General features: G+C 54.7%; 13 protein-coding genes. 5 read left to right on the top strand and 8 right to left on the bottom strand.

The features are described from left to right. From fliI to fliF, 4 genes are read right to left on the bottom strand one after another with little or no spacing between them, the layout of a single operon-like run. Positions 1-1,371, bottom strand: a complete 1,371-nt coding sequence (gene fliI, locus ACJBF3_RS00065) for a flagellar protein export ATPase FliI (protein WP_045328187.1) — start codon at positions 1,369-1,371, stop codon at positions 1-3. Continuing rightward, positions 1,371-2,078, bottom strand: a complete 708-nt coding sequence (gene fliH / locus ACJBF3_RS00060) for a flagellar assembly protein FliH (RefSeq protein WP_045328189.1) — start codon at positions 2,076-2,078, stop codon at positions 1,371-1,373. Before fliH ends, fliI begins: the two co-directional genes overlap by 1 nt. Next, positions 2,071-3,069, bottom strand: coding sequence for a flagellar motor switch protein FliG (gene fliG, locus ACJBF3_RS00055; protein ID WP_008500327.1), 999 nt, complete (start codon positions 3,067-3,069; stop codon positions 2,071-2,073). The genes fliH and fliG overlap by 8 nt, the downstream gene beginning before the upstream one ends. Then, entirely contained in the window at positions 3,062-4,741 is a 1,680-nt protein-coding gene (gene fliF / locus ACJBF3_RS00050; RefSeq protein WP_045328191.1) for a flagellar basal-body MS-ring/collar protein FliF, read from the bottom strand. The genes fliG and fliF overlap by 8 nt, the downstream gene beginning before the upstream one ends. A gap of 228 nt (positions 4,742-4,969) precedes the next feature. On the opposite strand from fliF, the gene fliE reads away from it, so the two are divergent. Both fliE and yedD read left to right on the top strand, forming a co-directional pair. Beyond that, complete coding sequence (fliE, locus tag ACJBF3_RS00045; protein WP_045328193.1) at positions 4,970-5,284, top strand: flagellar hook-basal body complex protein FliE; 315 nt, start codon at positions 4,970-4,972, stop codon at positions 5,282-5,284. A 74-nt stretch (positions 5,285-5,358) separates the two neighbouring features. After that, positions 5,359-5,772, top strand: coding sequence for a lipoprotein YedD (gene yedD / locus ACJBF3_RS00040; protein WP_045331636.1), 414 nt, complete (start codon positions 5,359-5,361; stop codon positions 5,770-5,772). A gap of 92 nt (positions 5,773-5,864) precedes the next feature. Here the strand turns inward: yedD and amyA are convergent, their stop codons facing one another. From amyA to fliD, 4 genes are all read right to left on the bottom strand, one after another. After that, complete coding sequence (amyA, locus tag ACJBF3_RS00035; protein ID WP_045331634.1) at positions 5,865-7,352, bottom strand: alpha-amylase; 1,488 nt, start codon at positions 7,350-7,352, stop codon at positions 5,865-5,867. Positions 7,353-7,455: 103 nt separating this feature from the next. Then, positions 7,456-7,815 (bottom strand): flagella biosynthesis regulatory protein FliT, encoded by a 360-nt coding sequence (gene fliT, locus ACJBF3_RS00030; protein ID WP_045331632.1) that lies wholly within the window; start codon positions 7,813-7,815, stop codon positions 7,456-7,458. Continuing rightward, the gene (gene fliS / locus ACJBF3_RS00025; protein ID WP_045331630.1) at positions 7,815-8,225 is read right to left on the bottom strand and encodes a flagellar export chaperone FliS; all 411 of its coding nucleotides are present in this window, start codon (positions 8,223-8,225) and stop codon (positions 7,815-7,817) included. The genes fliT and fliS overlap by 1 nt, the downstream gene beginning before the upstream one ends. Before the next feature lie 24 nt (positions 8,226-8,249). Further along, a complete protein-coding gene (gene fliD / locus ACJBF3_RS00020; RefSeq protein ID WP_045331628.1) occupies positions 8,250-9,653 on the bottom strand; it encodes a flagellar filament capping protein FliD in 1,404 nt (467 codons plus the stop codon). A gap of 237 nt (positions 9,654-9,890) precedes the next feature. On the opposite strand from fliD, the gene ACJBF3_RS00015 reads away from it, so the two are divergent. The 3 genes from ACJBF3_RS00015 to ACJBF3_RS00005 all read left to right on the top strand — a co-directional run. Continuing rightward, a complete protein-coding gene (locus ACJBF3_RS00015; protein ID WP_047716141.1) occupies positions 9,891-10,823 on the top strand; it encodes a flagellin in 933 nt (310 codons plus the stop codon). A gap of 187 nt (positions 10,824-11,010) precedes the next feature. Beyond that, entirely contained in the window at positions 11,011-11,916 is a 906-nt protein-coding gene (locus ACJBF3_RS00010) for a flagellin (protein WP_045326861.1), read from the top strand. 171 nt (positions 11,917-12,087) lie between these two features. After that, positions 12,088-15,221 (top strand): glycosyltransferase family 2 protein (locus ACJBF3_RS00005; RefSeq protein WP_406544581.1); only part of this gene is annotated, 3,134 nt, incomplete at its 3' end.

Here is a 15,221-nt window from a genome sequence, read left to right as displayed (position 1 = left end):
TTACACCTGCGGGAAAATCAGCTCCAGTGCCTGAAGTGAATCTTCCCAGTCGGCGCGTTCAAAAATGCCTTGTTGCAAAAATGCCTCCAGCTGCGGCCACAGGGTAATCGCCTTGTCGAGCATCGGATCGCTGCCTTTGGCATACGCCCCGACGCTGACCAGATCGCGGTTGCGCTGGAAGCTAGAGAGGAGTTGTTTAAAGTTACGCACGCGGGCGTAGTGCTTCTCGGTTATCAGCGCCGTCATTGCGCGGCTGATAGAGGCTTCAATATCAATCGCCGGATAGTGCCCGGCTTCGGCCAGACGGCGCGAAAGCACAATATGGCCGTCAAGGATCGCGCGCGCGGAGTCGGCAATCGGATCCTGCTGGTCATCGCCTTCCGTCAGCACCGTATAGAACGCGGTAATGGAGCCGCCGCCGCTGATGCCGTTTCCCGCGCGTTCAACGAGTGCCGGGAGCTTGGCAAAGACCGAAGGCGGGTAGCCTTTGGTTGCCGGCGGCTCGCCGATGGCCAGCGCGATTTCACGCTGCGCCATCGCGTAACGGGTCAGGGAGTCCATGATCAACAGCACGTGCTTCCCGCGGTCGCGGAAATCTTCGGCAATACGGGTGGCGTAGGCGGCACCCTGCATACGCAGCAGCGGCGACACGTCCGCCGGGGCGGCAATCACCACCGAGCGGGCGCGGCCTTCCGCACCCAGAATATTTTCAATAAAATCTTTTACTTCGCGACCGCGCTCGCCAATCAGCCCCACGACGATAACGTCGGCCTGGGTGTAGCGCGCCATCATGCCGAGCAGAACGGATTTACCCACGCCGGAACCGGCGAACAGGCCCATACGCTGTCCACGTCCCACGGTCAGCAGGGCGTTAATCGGGCGCACGCCGGTGTCCAGCACATGCTCGATAGGCGTACGCTGCAGGGGGTTGAACGGCTGGGTGATCAGCGCGCCGGTTTCGGTGGTGTCCGGGGAAGGGAGCCCGTCGAGCGGTTTCCCGCTGCCGTCCAGCACGCGGCCCAGCAGGGCAGGGCCAAGGGGCAGCTGTTTTCCGCTTTGCAGACCGTCGCCGCTGACGCTTTTCGCGTAGACGCGGGCGCCGGGCAGAATACCCTCCACCTCTTCAAGCGGCATCAGGAACAGGCGCTGGCCGTTAAAGCCGACCACTTCGCTTTCGACTTCACGCGTTTCCTGCCCGTCCTGACGCTCAATGACGCAGGTTGCCCCCAGCGGCAGCTGCAGGCCGGTGGCTTCGAGAACCAGACCGGTGGCGCGCGTCAGTCGCCCATAGCGACGAACGGCGGGCAGTTGCGTCATCTTCGTCTCGAAGTTGTCGAGCGTGGTGAGCCAGCGGGTGAGGCGCGCGGTCATCAGACGACTCCCGGTGCCGCCAGGCGGCACAGCTCCTGCCAGCGGGTGGCGACGCTGGCATCCAGATCGCCCTCATCCGCAGAGACTTTGCAGCCGCCGTGGTGTAACGACGGGTCGCCGCGCAGGCGCCAGCCGTGCAGGCTAAGCGTTGCGCCCAGGCTCTCTTCCACGCGCTGCAGATCGTCCGGATGGACGCGCAGCTGCGGTTTGCCGCTGAACAGCGGCTCCTGCTGCAGCAGACCCTGAATTTGTTTGATCAGCGCCGTGTTGTCCACCACGGGCGTCTGGCCGATCACCTGGCGCGCGGCTTCCAGCGCCATCTGCATCAGCCGCGAGGCGATCACGCTGTCCAGCGCGTCCAGCGTGTGCTGAAACTCGCTGACCAGCTGCTGCATGCGGGCGTGGAGCGGCGCCTGCTGCTGCCGCGCCTGATCGATACCGTGCTCTAACCCTTTTGCCAGACCTTCCTGATACCCGAGGTCGTGGCCTTTCTGCCGTCCTTCGTTCAGGCCGGCATTGTAGCCCTGCTCGTGCGCCTGCATTTGCAGCTGGGCCAGCATCTGTGCCTGCTGCTCCTCTTCGCTCAGCTCGGGCTGTTCGGCGTCCGGGTCAGGCGCCTCGGTCGGCATCACGGCTGGCGTGAACTCGGAGAGAGGAGGGGCCAGATCGTCCGGCGTCCAGCGCTTCCACGGCAGCTCGTTAGACATAGGTGTCGTCTCCGCTGCCAATCACCATCTCGCCGGTTTCCGCCAGGCGACGAACAATAAGCAGAATCGCTTTCTGTTCGTTTTCCACCTGAGACAGACGAACCGGGCCGCGGTTGGCAAGGTCGTCGCGCAGGATATCGGCCGCACGCTGGGACATGTTGCGCAGGAACTTCTCGCGCAGCGGCTGCTCGGCGCCTTTGAGGGCGATAAGCAGCGACTCGGAATCCACTTCCTGGAGCAGGCGCTGGATGCTGCGATCGTCCACTTCCACGAGGTTTTCGAACAGGAACATCTCGTCGATGATTTTCTGCGCCAGCTCGCCGTCGAATTCGCGAACTGCGGTAATAACGGCCTCTTCCTGCTGGGTTTTCATCAGGTTGATGATTTCCGCCGCCGTTCTCACGCCGCCCATTTTGCTGCGCTTGAGGTTCTGACCGTCGAGCAGGTTGTTCAGCACTTCGGTCAGCTCCGCCAGCGCGGCCGGCTGGACGCCGCCGAAGGTGGCAATACGCAGCATCACGTCGTGGCGCAGGCGCTCTTCGAACAGGGCCAGAATATCGGCCGCCTGACCACGCTTCAGGTGGACCAGGATGGTGGCGATAATCTGCGGGTGCTCGTCGCGAATAAGGTCGGCGGCACTCTGCGGCTCCATAAAGTTGAGCGTTTCGATACCGCTGGCGGTATCGCGGGTTTCCAGAATGTCTTCCAGCAGGCTGGCGGCACGCTCTTCGCCCAGCGCCTTGACCAGCACGGAGCGCAGGTAGTCGTTGGCGTTGACGTTCAGCGCGGCAAACTGTTCGGCTTCCTGCTCAAATTCCGACAGCACTTCGGTCAGCTGCTTGTTGGAGATTTGACGCACGTTGGCCATGGCCGCACTGAGAATTTGCACTTCTCGCTGGGAGAGGTGTTTAAACACCTCTGCCGCGCGGTCTTCGCCAATGGTCATCAGCAGGATGACGCTTTTATCGGTGCCCGTAAGCGTATTACTCATGTTCGTTACCCATCCACTGGCGGATGACCAGCGCCACGACGCGCGGATCGTTATCTGACATTTCGCGAATGCGCTGGCTCATGACCTCAGCGCCCATGCGCTGGTTAGCACGACGCTGCTGCATCTGTTCATCTTTGCTGAGGCGAACTTCAACCGCTTCTTCCGTTTCCTGACGCGTATTCATCTGCTCGCGAGCCGCTTTTTCAGCTTCCGCACGGCGCTGGAGCTGCGGACGCACGCCCTTACGCCACAGCAGCCACGCGACGATCAGCACCAGCAGCCAGCGTCCCGCGGACAGCAGCTGGTCGATAAACGCCTGCTGTTGCCAGAACGGCAGTTCACCGCCGGTCTCTTCAACCGCGTTGAACGGCGAGTTCACCACGTTGAGGGTATCGCCACGCTTCTCGGAGTAACCCATCGCTTCACGGGTCAGGTTTTCAATCTGCTTCATCTGCTCGGCGGTCAACGGCAGCGGTTTGCCATCCGCCAGCGTTTTGTAGTTCACCACCACCGCAACAGAGAGACGCTGAATATCGCCCACGTTCAGTTTAGTGTGGCGAATCGTTCTATCCACTTCGTAGTTCGTGGTTTCGTTACGGCTGCTGGTACGCGGACCGCTGGTGTTCGCCGTTGAGGTGGTCTGCTGGTTATTTTGCTGACCGTTCTGCTGGTTGGCCGGCGGCGTAGAGATCGGTGCCGCGTTAGCCGGGGCAGGCTGGTTAGACAGCGCGCCCGGCACGCCGCCCGGGTATGCACCGCCGACCTGTTCGTTCGAATTGATCTGGCGTGAACGCATCACCGCCTGAGCCGCATCGCCGTTCGGGGTGTACTGCTCTTCGGTTTGTTCTTTATTCGCGAAGTCGATCTGCGCGGTGACCTGCGCGTGCACGTTGCTGTTGCCCACGACCGGGCCGAGAATCGCTTCAATGCGGCGCTGGAGGCGGCTTTCCACATCGGCGGCGTATTTCAGCTGCGCATCGTTCAGGTCGCGACCGGCGGTATTGGACTGGGTCAGCAGGTGACCGCTCTGGTCAACCAGCGTCACGTTACCCGGCGGCAGACCGGCAACGGCGCTGGAGACGAGATGCGTCACCGCGCTGATTTGCCCTTCGTCCAGCGCGCGGCCAGGCTGCAGGTTAACGGTTACGGAAGCCGAGGGTGATTTCTGTTCGCGAACAAACAAAGAAGGTTTAGGCATCGCCAGGTGCACGCGGGCACTTTTCACCGGGCCGAGTGTTTCAATGGTGCGGGCAAGCTCACCTTCCAGCGCACGCTGGTAGTTCACCTGCTCGCTGAACTGGCTGATACCGAATTTTTCCTGATCCAGCAGCTCAAAGCCAACGGCACCGCCCTTAGGCAGACCCTGCTGTGCCAGACGCAGGCGCAGCTCATGCACCTTATCTGCCGGAACCTCCAGCGCGCCGCCGTTATCGGCAAAGCGATAGGGGATGTTCATCTGGGTCAGCTGGGTGACGATGGCGCCGCCATCCTGATCGGAAAGGTTGCTGTAGAGCGTCCGGTAGTCAGGGCTTTTCGCCCACAGAACCATCGCTACAAGGATCGCAATTGCGGCAGCGCCTGCCACGATCAACGGGATTTTAGGATTCGCGCGAAGGCGGTTCATCCACTCGAGTGATTTATTCTGCGGCGCTGTCGATGCTGTTGCACTCATTGCGCACCTCTTAAATCCTGGTGGTTTACGTTATTCGTGTAGAGAAACAAAACTGACTCCCGGGTCGGCAAACACGACAAAAGTTCCATATTGATGGCCCTGCCATTATTTGATGATTCGTGATTTTCTATGCGTCAAATAACCTGGTTTTTTCACGCTATTTACCGCCATTATCTTATTGACAAGCTGTTAGTCTTGACCGCGTAAAAAACCATCCAGGGGAGAGTCATGGCTATACAGGGCATCGAAGGGGTAATCAGTCAGCTGCAGGCAACGGCGATGACGGCCCGTAATCAGAATGTGGCTGATCAGCCGCCGAGCATCAGCTTTGCAGGGCAGCTGCATGCCGCGCTTGACCGTATCAGCGATACCCAGACCGCCGCGCGCGCGCAGGCAGAGAAGTTTACCCTCGGCGAGCCGGGCGTGGCGCTGAATGATGTGATGACCGATTTGCAAAAAGCCTCGGTTTCCCTGCAGATGGGGATCCAGGTGCGTAACAAGCTGGTCTCTGCCTATCAGGAAGTGATGGGCATGCAGGTTTAAGACCTGTCGATCTTCGCTGGCAGCCGCAGCGCTTTAATGCCACAATATTTTTTTCTTCGAATGCAGGAAAGATGATGAAAAAAATAGCAATTGCTGGCGCGCTGCTGGCACTGACCGGGTGCGTTCAGGTCGATAACTATAACGAGGTGATTAAGCATCCTGTCCCGGCGAATCTGGCCGGATACTGGCAGTCGAAAGGGCCGCAGAGCAACCTGGTCAGCCCGAAAGCGATTGCCACGCTGGTGGTGACGGAAGAGGGCGACACGCTGGACTGCCGCCAGTGGCAGCGCGTGATTGCCGTGCCGGGTAAAATCATGCTGCGTTCAGACAGTTATTATAACGTCACGCGCAAGCTGGATATCTACCCGCTGGAGCGCGATGGCGCGACGCTTGAGTACGACGGGCTGGAGCTACAGAAGGTCGATCGCCCAACGGTTGAGTGCGCGGATTACCTGAGCAAGAACCCGCTGGAGAGCAAGCTGCCCTAGCCGTTTGTTGCCGGGTGGCGCTAACGCTTACCCGGCCTACAAAAGTGCCTTCTCGTAGGCCGGGTAAGCGTTAGCGCCACCCGGCATTGTTTCTACAGCGCATCCTCAATAACCCACACGCTGACGCTTCCCCCATTGCAGGTGAAGGTCCCCTCACCATCCGCCGCCGTGGTAACCGTTTCCTGACGATTGCCGAGAAAATCCCGCCACGTTTTGTTGCCGTAGTTTTCCCCAAGGCAAATTACCTTCTCACCGTCGTCCCCGTTTGACAGCACCACCACGCACCCGGGATCGTCATCCGTGCCGCTGCGGCTGAAGGCGATGCAGTTAGGATGGTCGAAAAAAAGCGTCTGCACGCCGTGGGCAAAGCGCTGGCGGGCGAGGATCAGCTCGTGGAGCTGCTCAATAACCGGCATGTCAATATGATACGTTTCACCGTCGCCTCCCGTATCGTCATAGCTGGCGCCGAAGAGATCCGGATAAAAGACGCTCGGTACGCCATTTTCCCGCAGCAGGATCAGCGCGTAGGCCAGCGGTTTGAACCAGGCTTCGACCGGGGCCTCCAGCGCCTGCAAGGGCTGGGTGTCATGGTTGGCGACGAGCGTTACCGCATGAAACGGATCGGCTTCCACCAGGGTGCCGGTGAAGATTTGGCTCATGTCGTAATCCCGCCCCTGGCGCGACGCCTCGTGGAATTTCATCTGCAGGGGGGCATCAAAGAGCATGGTTTTGCCGTCGACCTGGTCAATGTAGGCCTGAAGCTTATCCACCTCGTGGGACCAGTATTCCGCCACGATAAACAGCGGCTGGTCGGCGACCTCCTGGACGTGCTCAATCCACTCTTTGTAGAACCAGGCGGGAATGTGTTTCACCGCGTCCAGACGAAAACCGTTGCAGCCCGTCTGTTCCATCACCCAGCGGGCCCAGTACTTGATCTCCTCGGTCACGGCTTGGTTGCGAAAATCGATGTTTTCGCCCATCAGATAATCGAAGTTGCCCATCTCATCATCAACCTGATCGTTCCAGCCTTCGCCGGTGTAGTCGTTGACGATTTTAAAGATGCCGTCTTCATCGGGGTTTTCAATATGGTCGACGCCGCTGAAGCATTTGTAATCCCAGATGAACTGGGAATACTGCCCGGCCCTGACGGGGAAGGTGTAGCGGGTCCAGGCTTCACACTCGATGACCTCGTCATCAATTTGCGTGCGGTCCTGCTGATTTACGCGCTGTACGCGAACGGGCTCTTTTTCGTCGGCGCCCATTTTGTGGTTGACCACCACGTCCAGCAGCACGGCTATGTCGTTGCTCTTGAGGGCGTCGATGGCCTCCAGCAGCTGCGCTTTATCGCCGTATTTGGTGGCGATACTGCCTTTTTGGTCAAACTCGCCGAGATCGAACAGGTCGTAAGAATCATAGCCAACAGAATACCCGCCGGACGCGCCTTTGTAGGCGGGCGGCAGCCAGATCATGTTGATGCCGATTTCATTAAGATTGGGGGCTAACGCCGTGACCTCTCGCCACAATTCACCGCCAGCAGGGTAATACCAGTGAAAACATTGTAACAGGGTGGGGTTTTTCATCGTCCGTGCTCCATTTTGAGAACACAGTGAGTATGGGCGAAATGGGGATAAAACGCGGATGAAATCACAAAATAATATTCATCCGCAAAAGATCATATCCACACTAGAGATCTGAGGGAAAGAGAACATTTCCTGATAAACGTCCATAAGTTGAGTTCAGATTATGTTGTCTCGACGTCTGCCCAACCAGTGCTTTCAGCTCTTCCATGCGCTGGTGCAGCAAGGTTTTCAACTCGATTTCATTATCGAGTATTTTTCTCAGAATAGGGCGTATTTGCGCCTGAATATGAGGCGGAATTTCGCTGGCATCCTGGAACATGGTAAGTTTTTCAACTGATGTCAGATAGTCAACCTCGTAAGCGATAAGCTCATCCCAGCGCCCTGCCTGGGTAAGAACAAGCATCGTGTTACTGGTTGTTAATAACTGCTGATAATGTTGGAGCAAGCCGAAATGGACGTCCATTAGTAATTGTCCCACATGTTTTGAGAATGAGGGCCTATCTCTTTCCAGGCATCAGCAATGTTATTGAGTAACTCCACGACTTCATTAATGGCATTAATGTCGTTGTGAAGATTTGCCTGTAAAAGACGCCTGGTCATATAGTCATAAAGACTATCAAGATTTGCCGCCAGGTCGCCACCTACCTCATGGTTTAGACCTGACTGCAAACCGTTGCTGATGATATTGATTGCTTTACTTATGGCCTGCCCTTTACCGGGAATATCACCTTGTTCAATCAAAATCGTGGCTTTCTTCATGGCGCTTAATGCGCCATCAAAAAGAAGCACAACCAGTTGATGTGGGCTGGCACTCAGAACGGCTGATTCAACACCGACCTGAGCGTATGCCTGAATTCCCGATTTTGTATACATTGTAAAACCTCAATTCATCATTTATTAACGGTTCATGGCGTTGAACTGTTGGGTCAGATAACTTCCGGTCTGATCCATCTGTGAAACAAGCTGGCTCAGGCTGGTAAATTGTGTTTTGTAACGTGCCATGGTGGCGGTGATCTGCGCATTTACGCGATCGTATTCGTCAGACAGTTGTTTCAGGGTCTTGTTGATGCCAGCGGTGGCATTCTGAACGGAACCATCAGTTCCGAGCATATCTTTCAGCAGACTGCTGGTCTGGGTGGCAAATCCGGTGGTTTTTCCATCGCCAGACAGGAACGCGACAACGTCAGCCGATTTTTCGTTCAGTGCCTTGTTAAGTTTGGTACTGTCTACCGTCAGTTTACCGGTAGTATCCTGCGTAATCCCAAGCTGCGATAAGGTGGCCAGATCGCCTGAGCCCTGACTGGCCGAAATCATCGAGCGTAGACGGGTCTGAATATTACGTAGCGTTCCGTCGCCCAACAGGTCGCCGTTGCTGCTGTCCTGGTTGGTGCTTCCCTGATCCACCGCCGTATATTTCGTCTGATTGGCAATGGTTGTTTGCAGAGAGTTATACGCATCAACAAAAGCCTGAATGGCATCGGTCATTGGCTGCTTGTCTTTGACAATTGACAATGTCTCCGGGCTGCCTTTATTGGTCTTCGTCAGGTTTAGGGTAACGCCTTCTGGTGCATCAGTGATGGCATTACTGCTACGAACGATCTCAATGCCGTTGATATTCACTTTTGCGTCGGCAGCTGGAACCTGTTCACTCATTACGTTGGTGGCGCTGGATGAGTCGTAGCTGATGTATTTCGCCAGTTGACTATCATTCGTCGTAATGGTCATCTCGTTTGCTGTACCGGTATCACGAGAAGTCAGCGCTAAGTAGTAACTGTTGTCATCCGCTTTGATGATGCTGGCGTTTACGCTTCCCTGCTTGGCGTTAATTGCGTCACGCACATCGGCAAGGCTGGTCTTATCACTCGCCAGGGTGATCGTTAACGGATCTTTCTGCCCCGGTTGAGTAATTGTGAGGGTGCGCGTGCTCATGGTGCTGTCGCCGAGTTCGGTATCCTTGCTGCCGACTTTAGGACTTAACAGAGACTGCGCTGCTGCCAGTTGCGTCACTTCAACGGAATAAGATCCCGCTGCTGCACTGCTGGCAAGCGTCGCACTAAACGCCGTGTTAGTGCTGGAAACTTTTGATTGTGCAATAGCAGAGGTATTTTTTAATGCATCTGAAGCAGTCTGTAATTTAGTGAGTGCTGTCTGCACCACTCCCCACGCTGTCAGCTTGGCTTTATATGACGTTTGCTGGGTAGTGATAGGCTTTAGCTTGGTTTGCTCAGCTGTCTGTAAATTGTCATACAACGTATTCAGGTCCAGTGAAGTGCCTGCGCCGAGTGAACTAATACTTGCCATTTTTTCATCCTTTATTGAGACAATCGCTGGATGGTCTATCGGCAGAAACGAGAAAAAGATTAGCGTTATTTAAAAAAAACAATGCGCAAATAAAGAGGGAGAAATTCAGGCAGTTTACAGGTTTAAAAAAATGATTTTTTTCCTAAAGCTTGAGAAAGGGCGGTCGATAACCTCATTGACGGTGAGAAAGCCGTAGGTAGATGCCTAAATCTGACAACTTTTTCAAAGGAATACATCATGGCTGTTATTAATACTAACACCCTGTCTCTGATGACTCAGAACAACCTGAGCAAATCTCAGTCTTCTCTGGGCACCGCGATCGAGCGTCTGTCCTCCGGTCTGCGCATCAACAGCGCGAAGGATGATGCTGCTGGTCAGGCAATCGCTAACCGTTTCACCTCTAACATCAACGGTCTGACCGTTGCTGCACGTAACGCCAACGACGGTATCTCTCTGGCTCAGACGGCAGAAGGTGCATTAGGTGAAATCAACAACAACCTGCAGCGTATCCGTGATCTGACCGTTCAGGCGCAGAACAGCTCTAACTCTGCTTCCGACATCGACTCCATCCAGGCTGAAGTTAACCAGCGTATGGAAGAAGTGAACCGCGTAACCAAGCAGACCGACTTCAACGGTATCAAAGTTCTGGATACCGGCACGGGTTCAAGCACCTACAACTTCCAGGTTGGCTCTAAAGATAACGAAACTATCGGTATCACTCTGAGTTCTAGCGATAGCTTCAACCTGGCTGCTGCTGGCAACACCGGCGCGACGCTGAACACCAAAGCGATGACCTCTGGTGATGTTGTGAACGGTAACCAACGTACGACTGCAGCAGAAGGTTTCGACGTTCTGCACGGTGCGGTAACCGGTGGTACTGGTGGTACAGCCGCAGGTTCTACCCCACTGGCAGACATCGATAAGGCAATCAAATCTGTAGACAACCAGCGCAGCCTGCTGGGTGCGTCTCAGAACCGTTTCGAGTCGACCATCACCAACCTGAACAACACCGTGAACAACCTGTCCGCTGCCCGCAGCCGTATCCAGGATTCCGATTATGCGACCGAAGTGTCCAACATGTCCCGCGCGCAGATCCTGCAGCAGGCTGGCTCTTCCGTACTGGCTCAGGCCAACCAGGTTCCGCAGACCATGCTGTCCCTGCTGCGTTAATCGCCGTTATGACAGACAAAAAGCGCCGCATGTCGGCGCTTTTTTCTTTTAAAATCAAAGTGAAATAAGAAAAGAAAAAAACATCAAAAGATCTAAAGTTTGTAAATGCCCTGTCGATAACCTTTATGAAGGCGATGAAGCCTCTGGCAGCTAGCCGGAACTCATAATCAATTAAAGGATACTTACCATGGCAGTGATTAATACTAACACTCTGTCGCTGATGACTCAGAACAACCTGAGCAAATCTCAGTCTTCTCTGGGCACCGCGATTGAGCGTCTGTCCTCCGGTCTGCGCATCAACAGCGCAAAAGACGACGCTGCTGGTCAGGCGATCGCTAACCGTTTCACCTCTAACATCAACGGTCTGACCGTTGCTGCACGTAACGCCAACGACGGTATCTCTCTGGCGCAGACCGCTGAAGGTGCGCTGAGCGAAATCAACAACAACCTGCAGCGTATTCGTGATCTGACCGTTCAGGCGCAGAACAGCTCTAACTCTGCTTCCGATATCGATTCCATCCAGGCTGAAGTTAACCAGCGTATGGAAGAAGTTAACCGTGTTACCACTCAGACCGACTTCAACGGCATTAAAGTGCTGAACACCGGCACTGGCTCCAGCAGCTACAGCTTCCAGGTAGGTTCTAAGGATCAAGAAACCATCTCTATCAGCCTGAGCAGCTCTAACGCCTACAACCTGTTCAATGCCTCCGGCGCAACCTCTGTGACCTCTGGTCAGACCATCAACGGTAATGCACGTTCTACTGCAGCAGAAGGTTTTGACGTTCTGAGCGGTACCGTGACCTCCGGTGGTACTACTGATGGTAACCCGCTGGCAGACATCGATGCGGCAATCAAATCTGTAGACAATCAGCGCAGCCTGCTGGGTGCGTCTCAGAACCGTTTCGAGTCCACCATCACCAACCTGAACAACACCGTAAACAACCTGTCCGCTGCCCGCAGCCGTATTCAGGACTCCGACTACGCGACCGAAGTGTCCAACATGTCCCGCGCGCAGATCCTGCAGCAGGCTGGCTCTTCCGTACTGGCCCAGGCCAACCAGGTTCCGCAGACCATGCTGTCCCTGCTGCGTTAATTTTGATAACGCCAAAAAGGCATCTTCGGATGCCTTTTTTATTTCCCAATCGCCAGATTTAAGCCCAATTAACCAACCTATTTTTCCTCTTAAACCGTCTTCTATCCCTCACAATATTGCATTACTGAAAATAGAACGGTAGGCGTCCTTGTGGCGGCGTTGGGGATAAAAATGCCTGTAATTCTGATAAGTGTGGACAAACTGGACGCATGGTCTGCTTCCTGCACTGAAGTGCTCGACATAGCTGATGCCCTGCTAAGACGGGAATGGCATGTGATTCTCTGTACCTCGTTTATCGGGAAGCGTCTTCAGCCAGAAGTGGCCAGACTGCAGGCAACTGGAGCCCTGACGGTTGTTACAGAGAATGCGGGAGAACTGGCCGCACGCTATGACGTTATATGGGTCGTCAAAGGCTTTTTTAGCGAGAAACTGCTTACAGCGCTACATGAGCAGAAAACGGCGGGATCTTTTATCTTCCGTCATTACAGTGATTACAATGATCTTTATATTCCATGGGGCGCCGAGCTCGAGAATGCTCTGGCAACGCGAGTGCTTGGCCTGTCGGCGTTTACCCAGACCATCCTGCTACAGACGGGGATCCAGGAAGACAAGCTACACCTGATGCCGTGGCTAGTGCCTGACGCTTACTGCGACGTTTACGCTAATCGCGAGGCGCAAGCGTTGCGTCGTATTCTCTATATCGCGGATAAAATGTCCGCTGAAATGTATGAAGTGCAGCAGCGCGCAGCTCAGTCGCAGATACGCATTGAATGGCTCGATTTAAGTGCTCAATCCGGGCGTATTGAACCGGAGTGGCTCGCGGGTTATGACGTTATTATTACGGATGAACAGTATGTTCCTAAAGCGCTTGTTCTCGGCGTACCGGTCTTTTTAGCCCACGGGAACTACGTTGAAGGGTATTTGAGCGATACAAATCTTGCGCACTATGAAGCCAACTATTTCTCTGGGGTGAATTTGCGTTTTTGCCCGGGGGCAGACGAGTGGATTCAACTGCTGACCGACGGTTATGACGATGCCAGTAAATGGGTGCAGAAAAATCATCAGACGTTCGTATCACGCTGGAGCCTTGAACAGAATATTCTCGCTGCGCTAGATTTTCCTGTGTTGCAAAGGCCTTACACGCTTTCTGAAAAAGATCGCTATGCGCTGGCATTCCACAGCAAAGCGCTGCTGCTCCAGCAGAGCGAAAACTACTCTATTACCCGCTGGATAAAGGATCGACATATCACGAACGCGCGTCGTGAGGCTTTGCATGCCTGTGCTGATGCCTTTCCGGACAGCGCCAGACTAGGTGTTGTTATCCTCGCGCAGAATAAAACGACTGAAGAGTGCCAGATTACCCGTGCATCAGCGCTCGCTCAATCACTAGTGCCGATCTCTGTAGAGGTGGCGCATTCTGTTTCCGATATTAATGCGTTAATGGAAAACAGCCCAGCTCAGGCGCTGCTGATGCTCCCTGCGGGCTACACCCTGTTAGATGACGCGCTGCTGCGGTTCGCCGAGCACCGAATTCATCATCCGGAGGCAAGTGTCGCCTATTGTGATGAAATGATGGTTGCCGAAAACGATGAACCTGTTGTCACCTTGCGCCCCGGCGTTAATATCGATCTCCTGCGCAGCAAGCCTTACATTGGACAGGCTCTACTCATTGATTGCCATGCGGCAAAGGCCGCAGGAGGGCTGGACCCACTCTTTGCTTGTACGCCATTTATCGATTTGCTCTGGCGTCTGGTCGAGCTGCAGGGGACCGGTGTATTAACGCATGTGCCTGAAGTGCTGCTCTGCAATTCTGAGCCTGCGCAACGCTGGACCGAGCTACCGGGTCTTATGGAGCAGCATCGAAACTGCGTACTGGCACACCTAACGCGACTTGGGATCTCTGCCTCCTATGAGCCGGGTGCCGTCAAAGCTCTACCGCGCCTTCGCTATCACTGGGATGCCCAGCCGATGGTCTCTATTATTATTCCCACGCGCGATCGGTTTGCTTTACTAAAGAACTGCATTGAAAGCCTGATGGAAAAGACCCGCTACGCGCGCTATGAACTGATGATCGTTGATAACAAGTCAGTAGAGAGCGATGCCTGTCAGTTCTTGAACGATCTAGCGAATCTTGGGCTGGAGCAGGTGCGGATATTGCGATATGACGCCCCATTCAATTTTGCTGAAATGGGCAACGCTGCCGCGCAGCAGGCGAGGGGAGACGTGCTCGTTTTCCTTGATAACGATTGTGAAATCATTGATGGCGCTTGGCTGGAAGCGTTACTGGAACATGCATTACGCCCGGAGGTGGGCGTGGTAGGGGCTCGCCTGGAGTTTAAGGATGGCCGGGTCCAGCATGGTGGCTATCTGACTGGCGTTCAAAACGGTGTGGAGGTTGCGTTTGCAGGAGCGGGAGGGGCTGACTCAGGTTTTCAGGACTATCTTTACGTCCCGCATAATGTAACGGCAGTGAGCGGTTCTTGTATGATGCTGCGAAAAGAGGTGTTTTTCGCGCTTAACGGATTTACGCAAGAACGTTATCCCGTCTATTTTGCCGATGTTGATCTAGGAATAAGGCTGCAAAAGCAGGGCTATTTAAACGTGTGGACGCCCTGTTCGCGCGTTCAACATATGGGCGGAGCGACACGCCTTCTGGCCGATAAGTACCATGTTCCCGAACGACCTATGCTGGAACATTACGCACAGTTGCGTAACGAGTGGAAGTCAGAGCTGCTCATAGATCCCTCTTATCATCCACTTATGCAAAAATCCGGCGCGCTTTTCACTCTGAGTGAAAACAGTGCGCGTCTGCATACCCCTTTGCCTGGACGTCCTTTACCCGTTGTGCTGGCGCATCATGTTGACTGGAATGGCTGCGGACATCACCGGGTTATGCAGCCCTTTAAAGCAATGGAGCGTCATCATATGCTGGAGGGGGGGATGATGAACAGCATCCCTTCCGTCATGGAAGCCGCGCAACTTCAGCCAGATGTGATTGTACTAGAGTCACTCACCGGGAGCCGTTTCCCGAACATTATTAAGCAGCTGCGTGAAGTCTGTAATGCTAAAGTTATCATTGAGTACGATGATTTCTTACTTAACGTGCCGTTGAAAAATGGTAATCGTGATAACTATCCGCAACACATGGTGAAGAGCTTCCGCAAAATACTCGAAAGCGCAGACAGAATTGTTGTCTCAACGGCGCCGCTTGCTGAAGCTTATAGCCGTTTCCATCATGATATTCGGATTGCGCAAAACCGCCTTGCTCCCGACCAATGGGGGCATTTGCTGAGTCAACGGGGGGT

It is taken from the genome of Enterobacter sp. PP-008-ECC_S150, from assembly GCF_045257065.1.
Classification (GTDB): Bacteria; Pseudomonadota; Gammaproteobacteria; order Enterobacterales; family Enterobacteriaceae; genus Enterobacter; species Enterobacter chengduensis.
The sequence above is the reverse complement of the archived record's forward strand: the minus strand, read 5'-3'. Positions and strand labels throughout refer to the sequence as shown.

Bases quoted from the DNA above. Each gene is read 5' to 3' on its own strand.
- fliE (WP_045328193.1), top strand. From the start codon at position 4,970: ATGGCTATACAGGGCATCGAAGGGGTAATCAGTCAGCTGCAGGCAACG.
- fliI (WP_045328187.1), bottom strand. From the start codon at position 1,371: ATGACCGCGCGCCTCACCCGCTGGCTCACCACGCTCGACAACTTCGAG.
- fliH (WP_045328189.1), bottom strand. From the start codon at position 2,078: ATGTCTAACGAGCTGCCGTGGAAGCGCTGGACGCCGGACGATCTGGCC.
- ACJBF3_RS00010 (WP_045326861.1), top strand. From the start codon at position 11,011: ATGGCAGTGATTAATACTAACACTCTGTCGCTGATGACTCAGAACAAC.
- fliT (WP_045331632.1), bottom strand. From the start codon at position 7,815: ATGGACGTCCATTTCGGCTTGCTCCAACATTATCAGCAGTTATTAACA.
- amyA (WP_045331634.1), bottom strand. From the start codon at position 7,352: ATGAAAAACCCCACCCTGTTACAATGTTTTCACTGGTATTACCCTGCT.
- fliD (WP_045331628.1), bottom strand. From the start codon at position 9,653: ATGGCAAGTATTAGTTCACTCGGCGCAGGCACTTCACTGGACCTGAAT.
- fliG (WP_008500327.1), bottom strand. From the start codon at position 3,069: ATGAGTAATACGCTTACGGGCACCGATAAAAGCGTCATCCTGCTGATG.
- fliS (WP_045331630.1), bottom strand. From the start codon at position 8,225: ATGTATACAAAATCGGGAATTCAGGCATACGCTCAGGTCGGTGTTGAA.
- fliF (WP_045328191.1), bottom strand. From the start codon at position 4,741: ATGAGTGCAACAGCATCGACAGCGCCGCAGAATAAATCACTCGAGTGG.
- ACJBF3_RS00015 (WP_047716141.1), top strand. From the start codon at position 9,891: ATGGCTGTTATTAATACTAACACCCTGTCTCTGATGACTCAGAACAAC.
- yedD (WP_045331636.1), top strand. From the start codon at position 5,359: ATGAAAAAAATAGCAATTGCTGGCGCGCTGCTGGCACTGACCGGGTGC.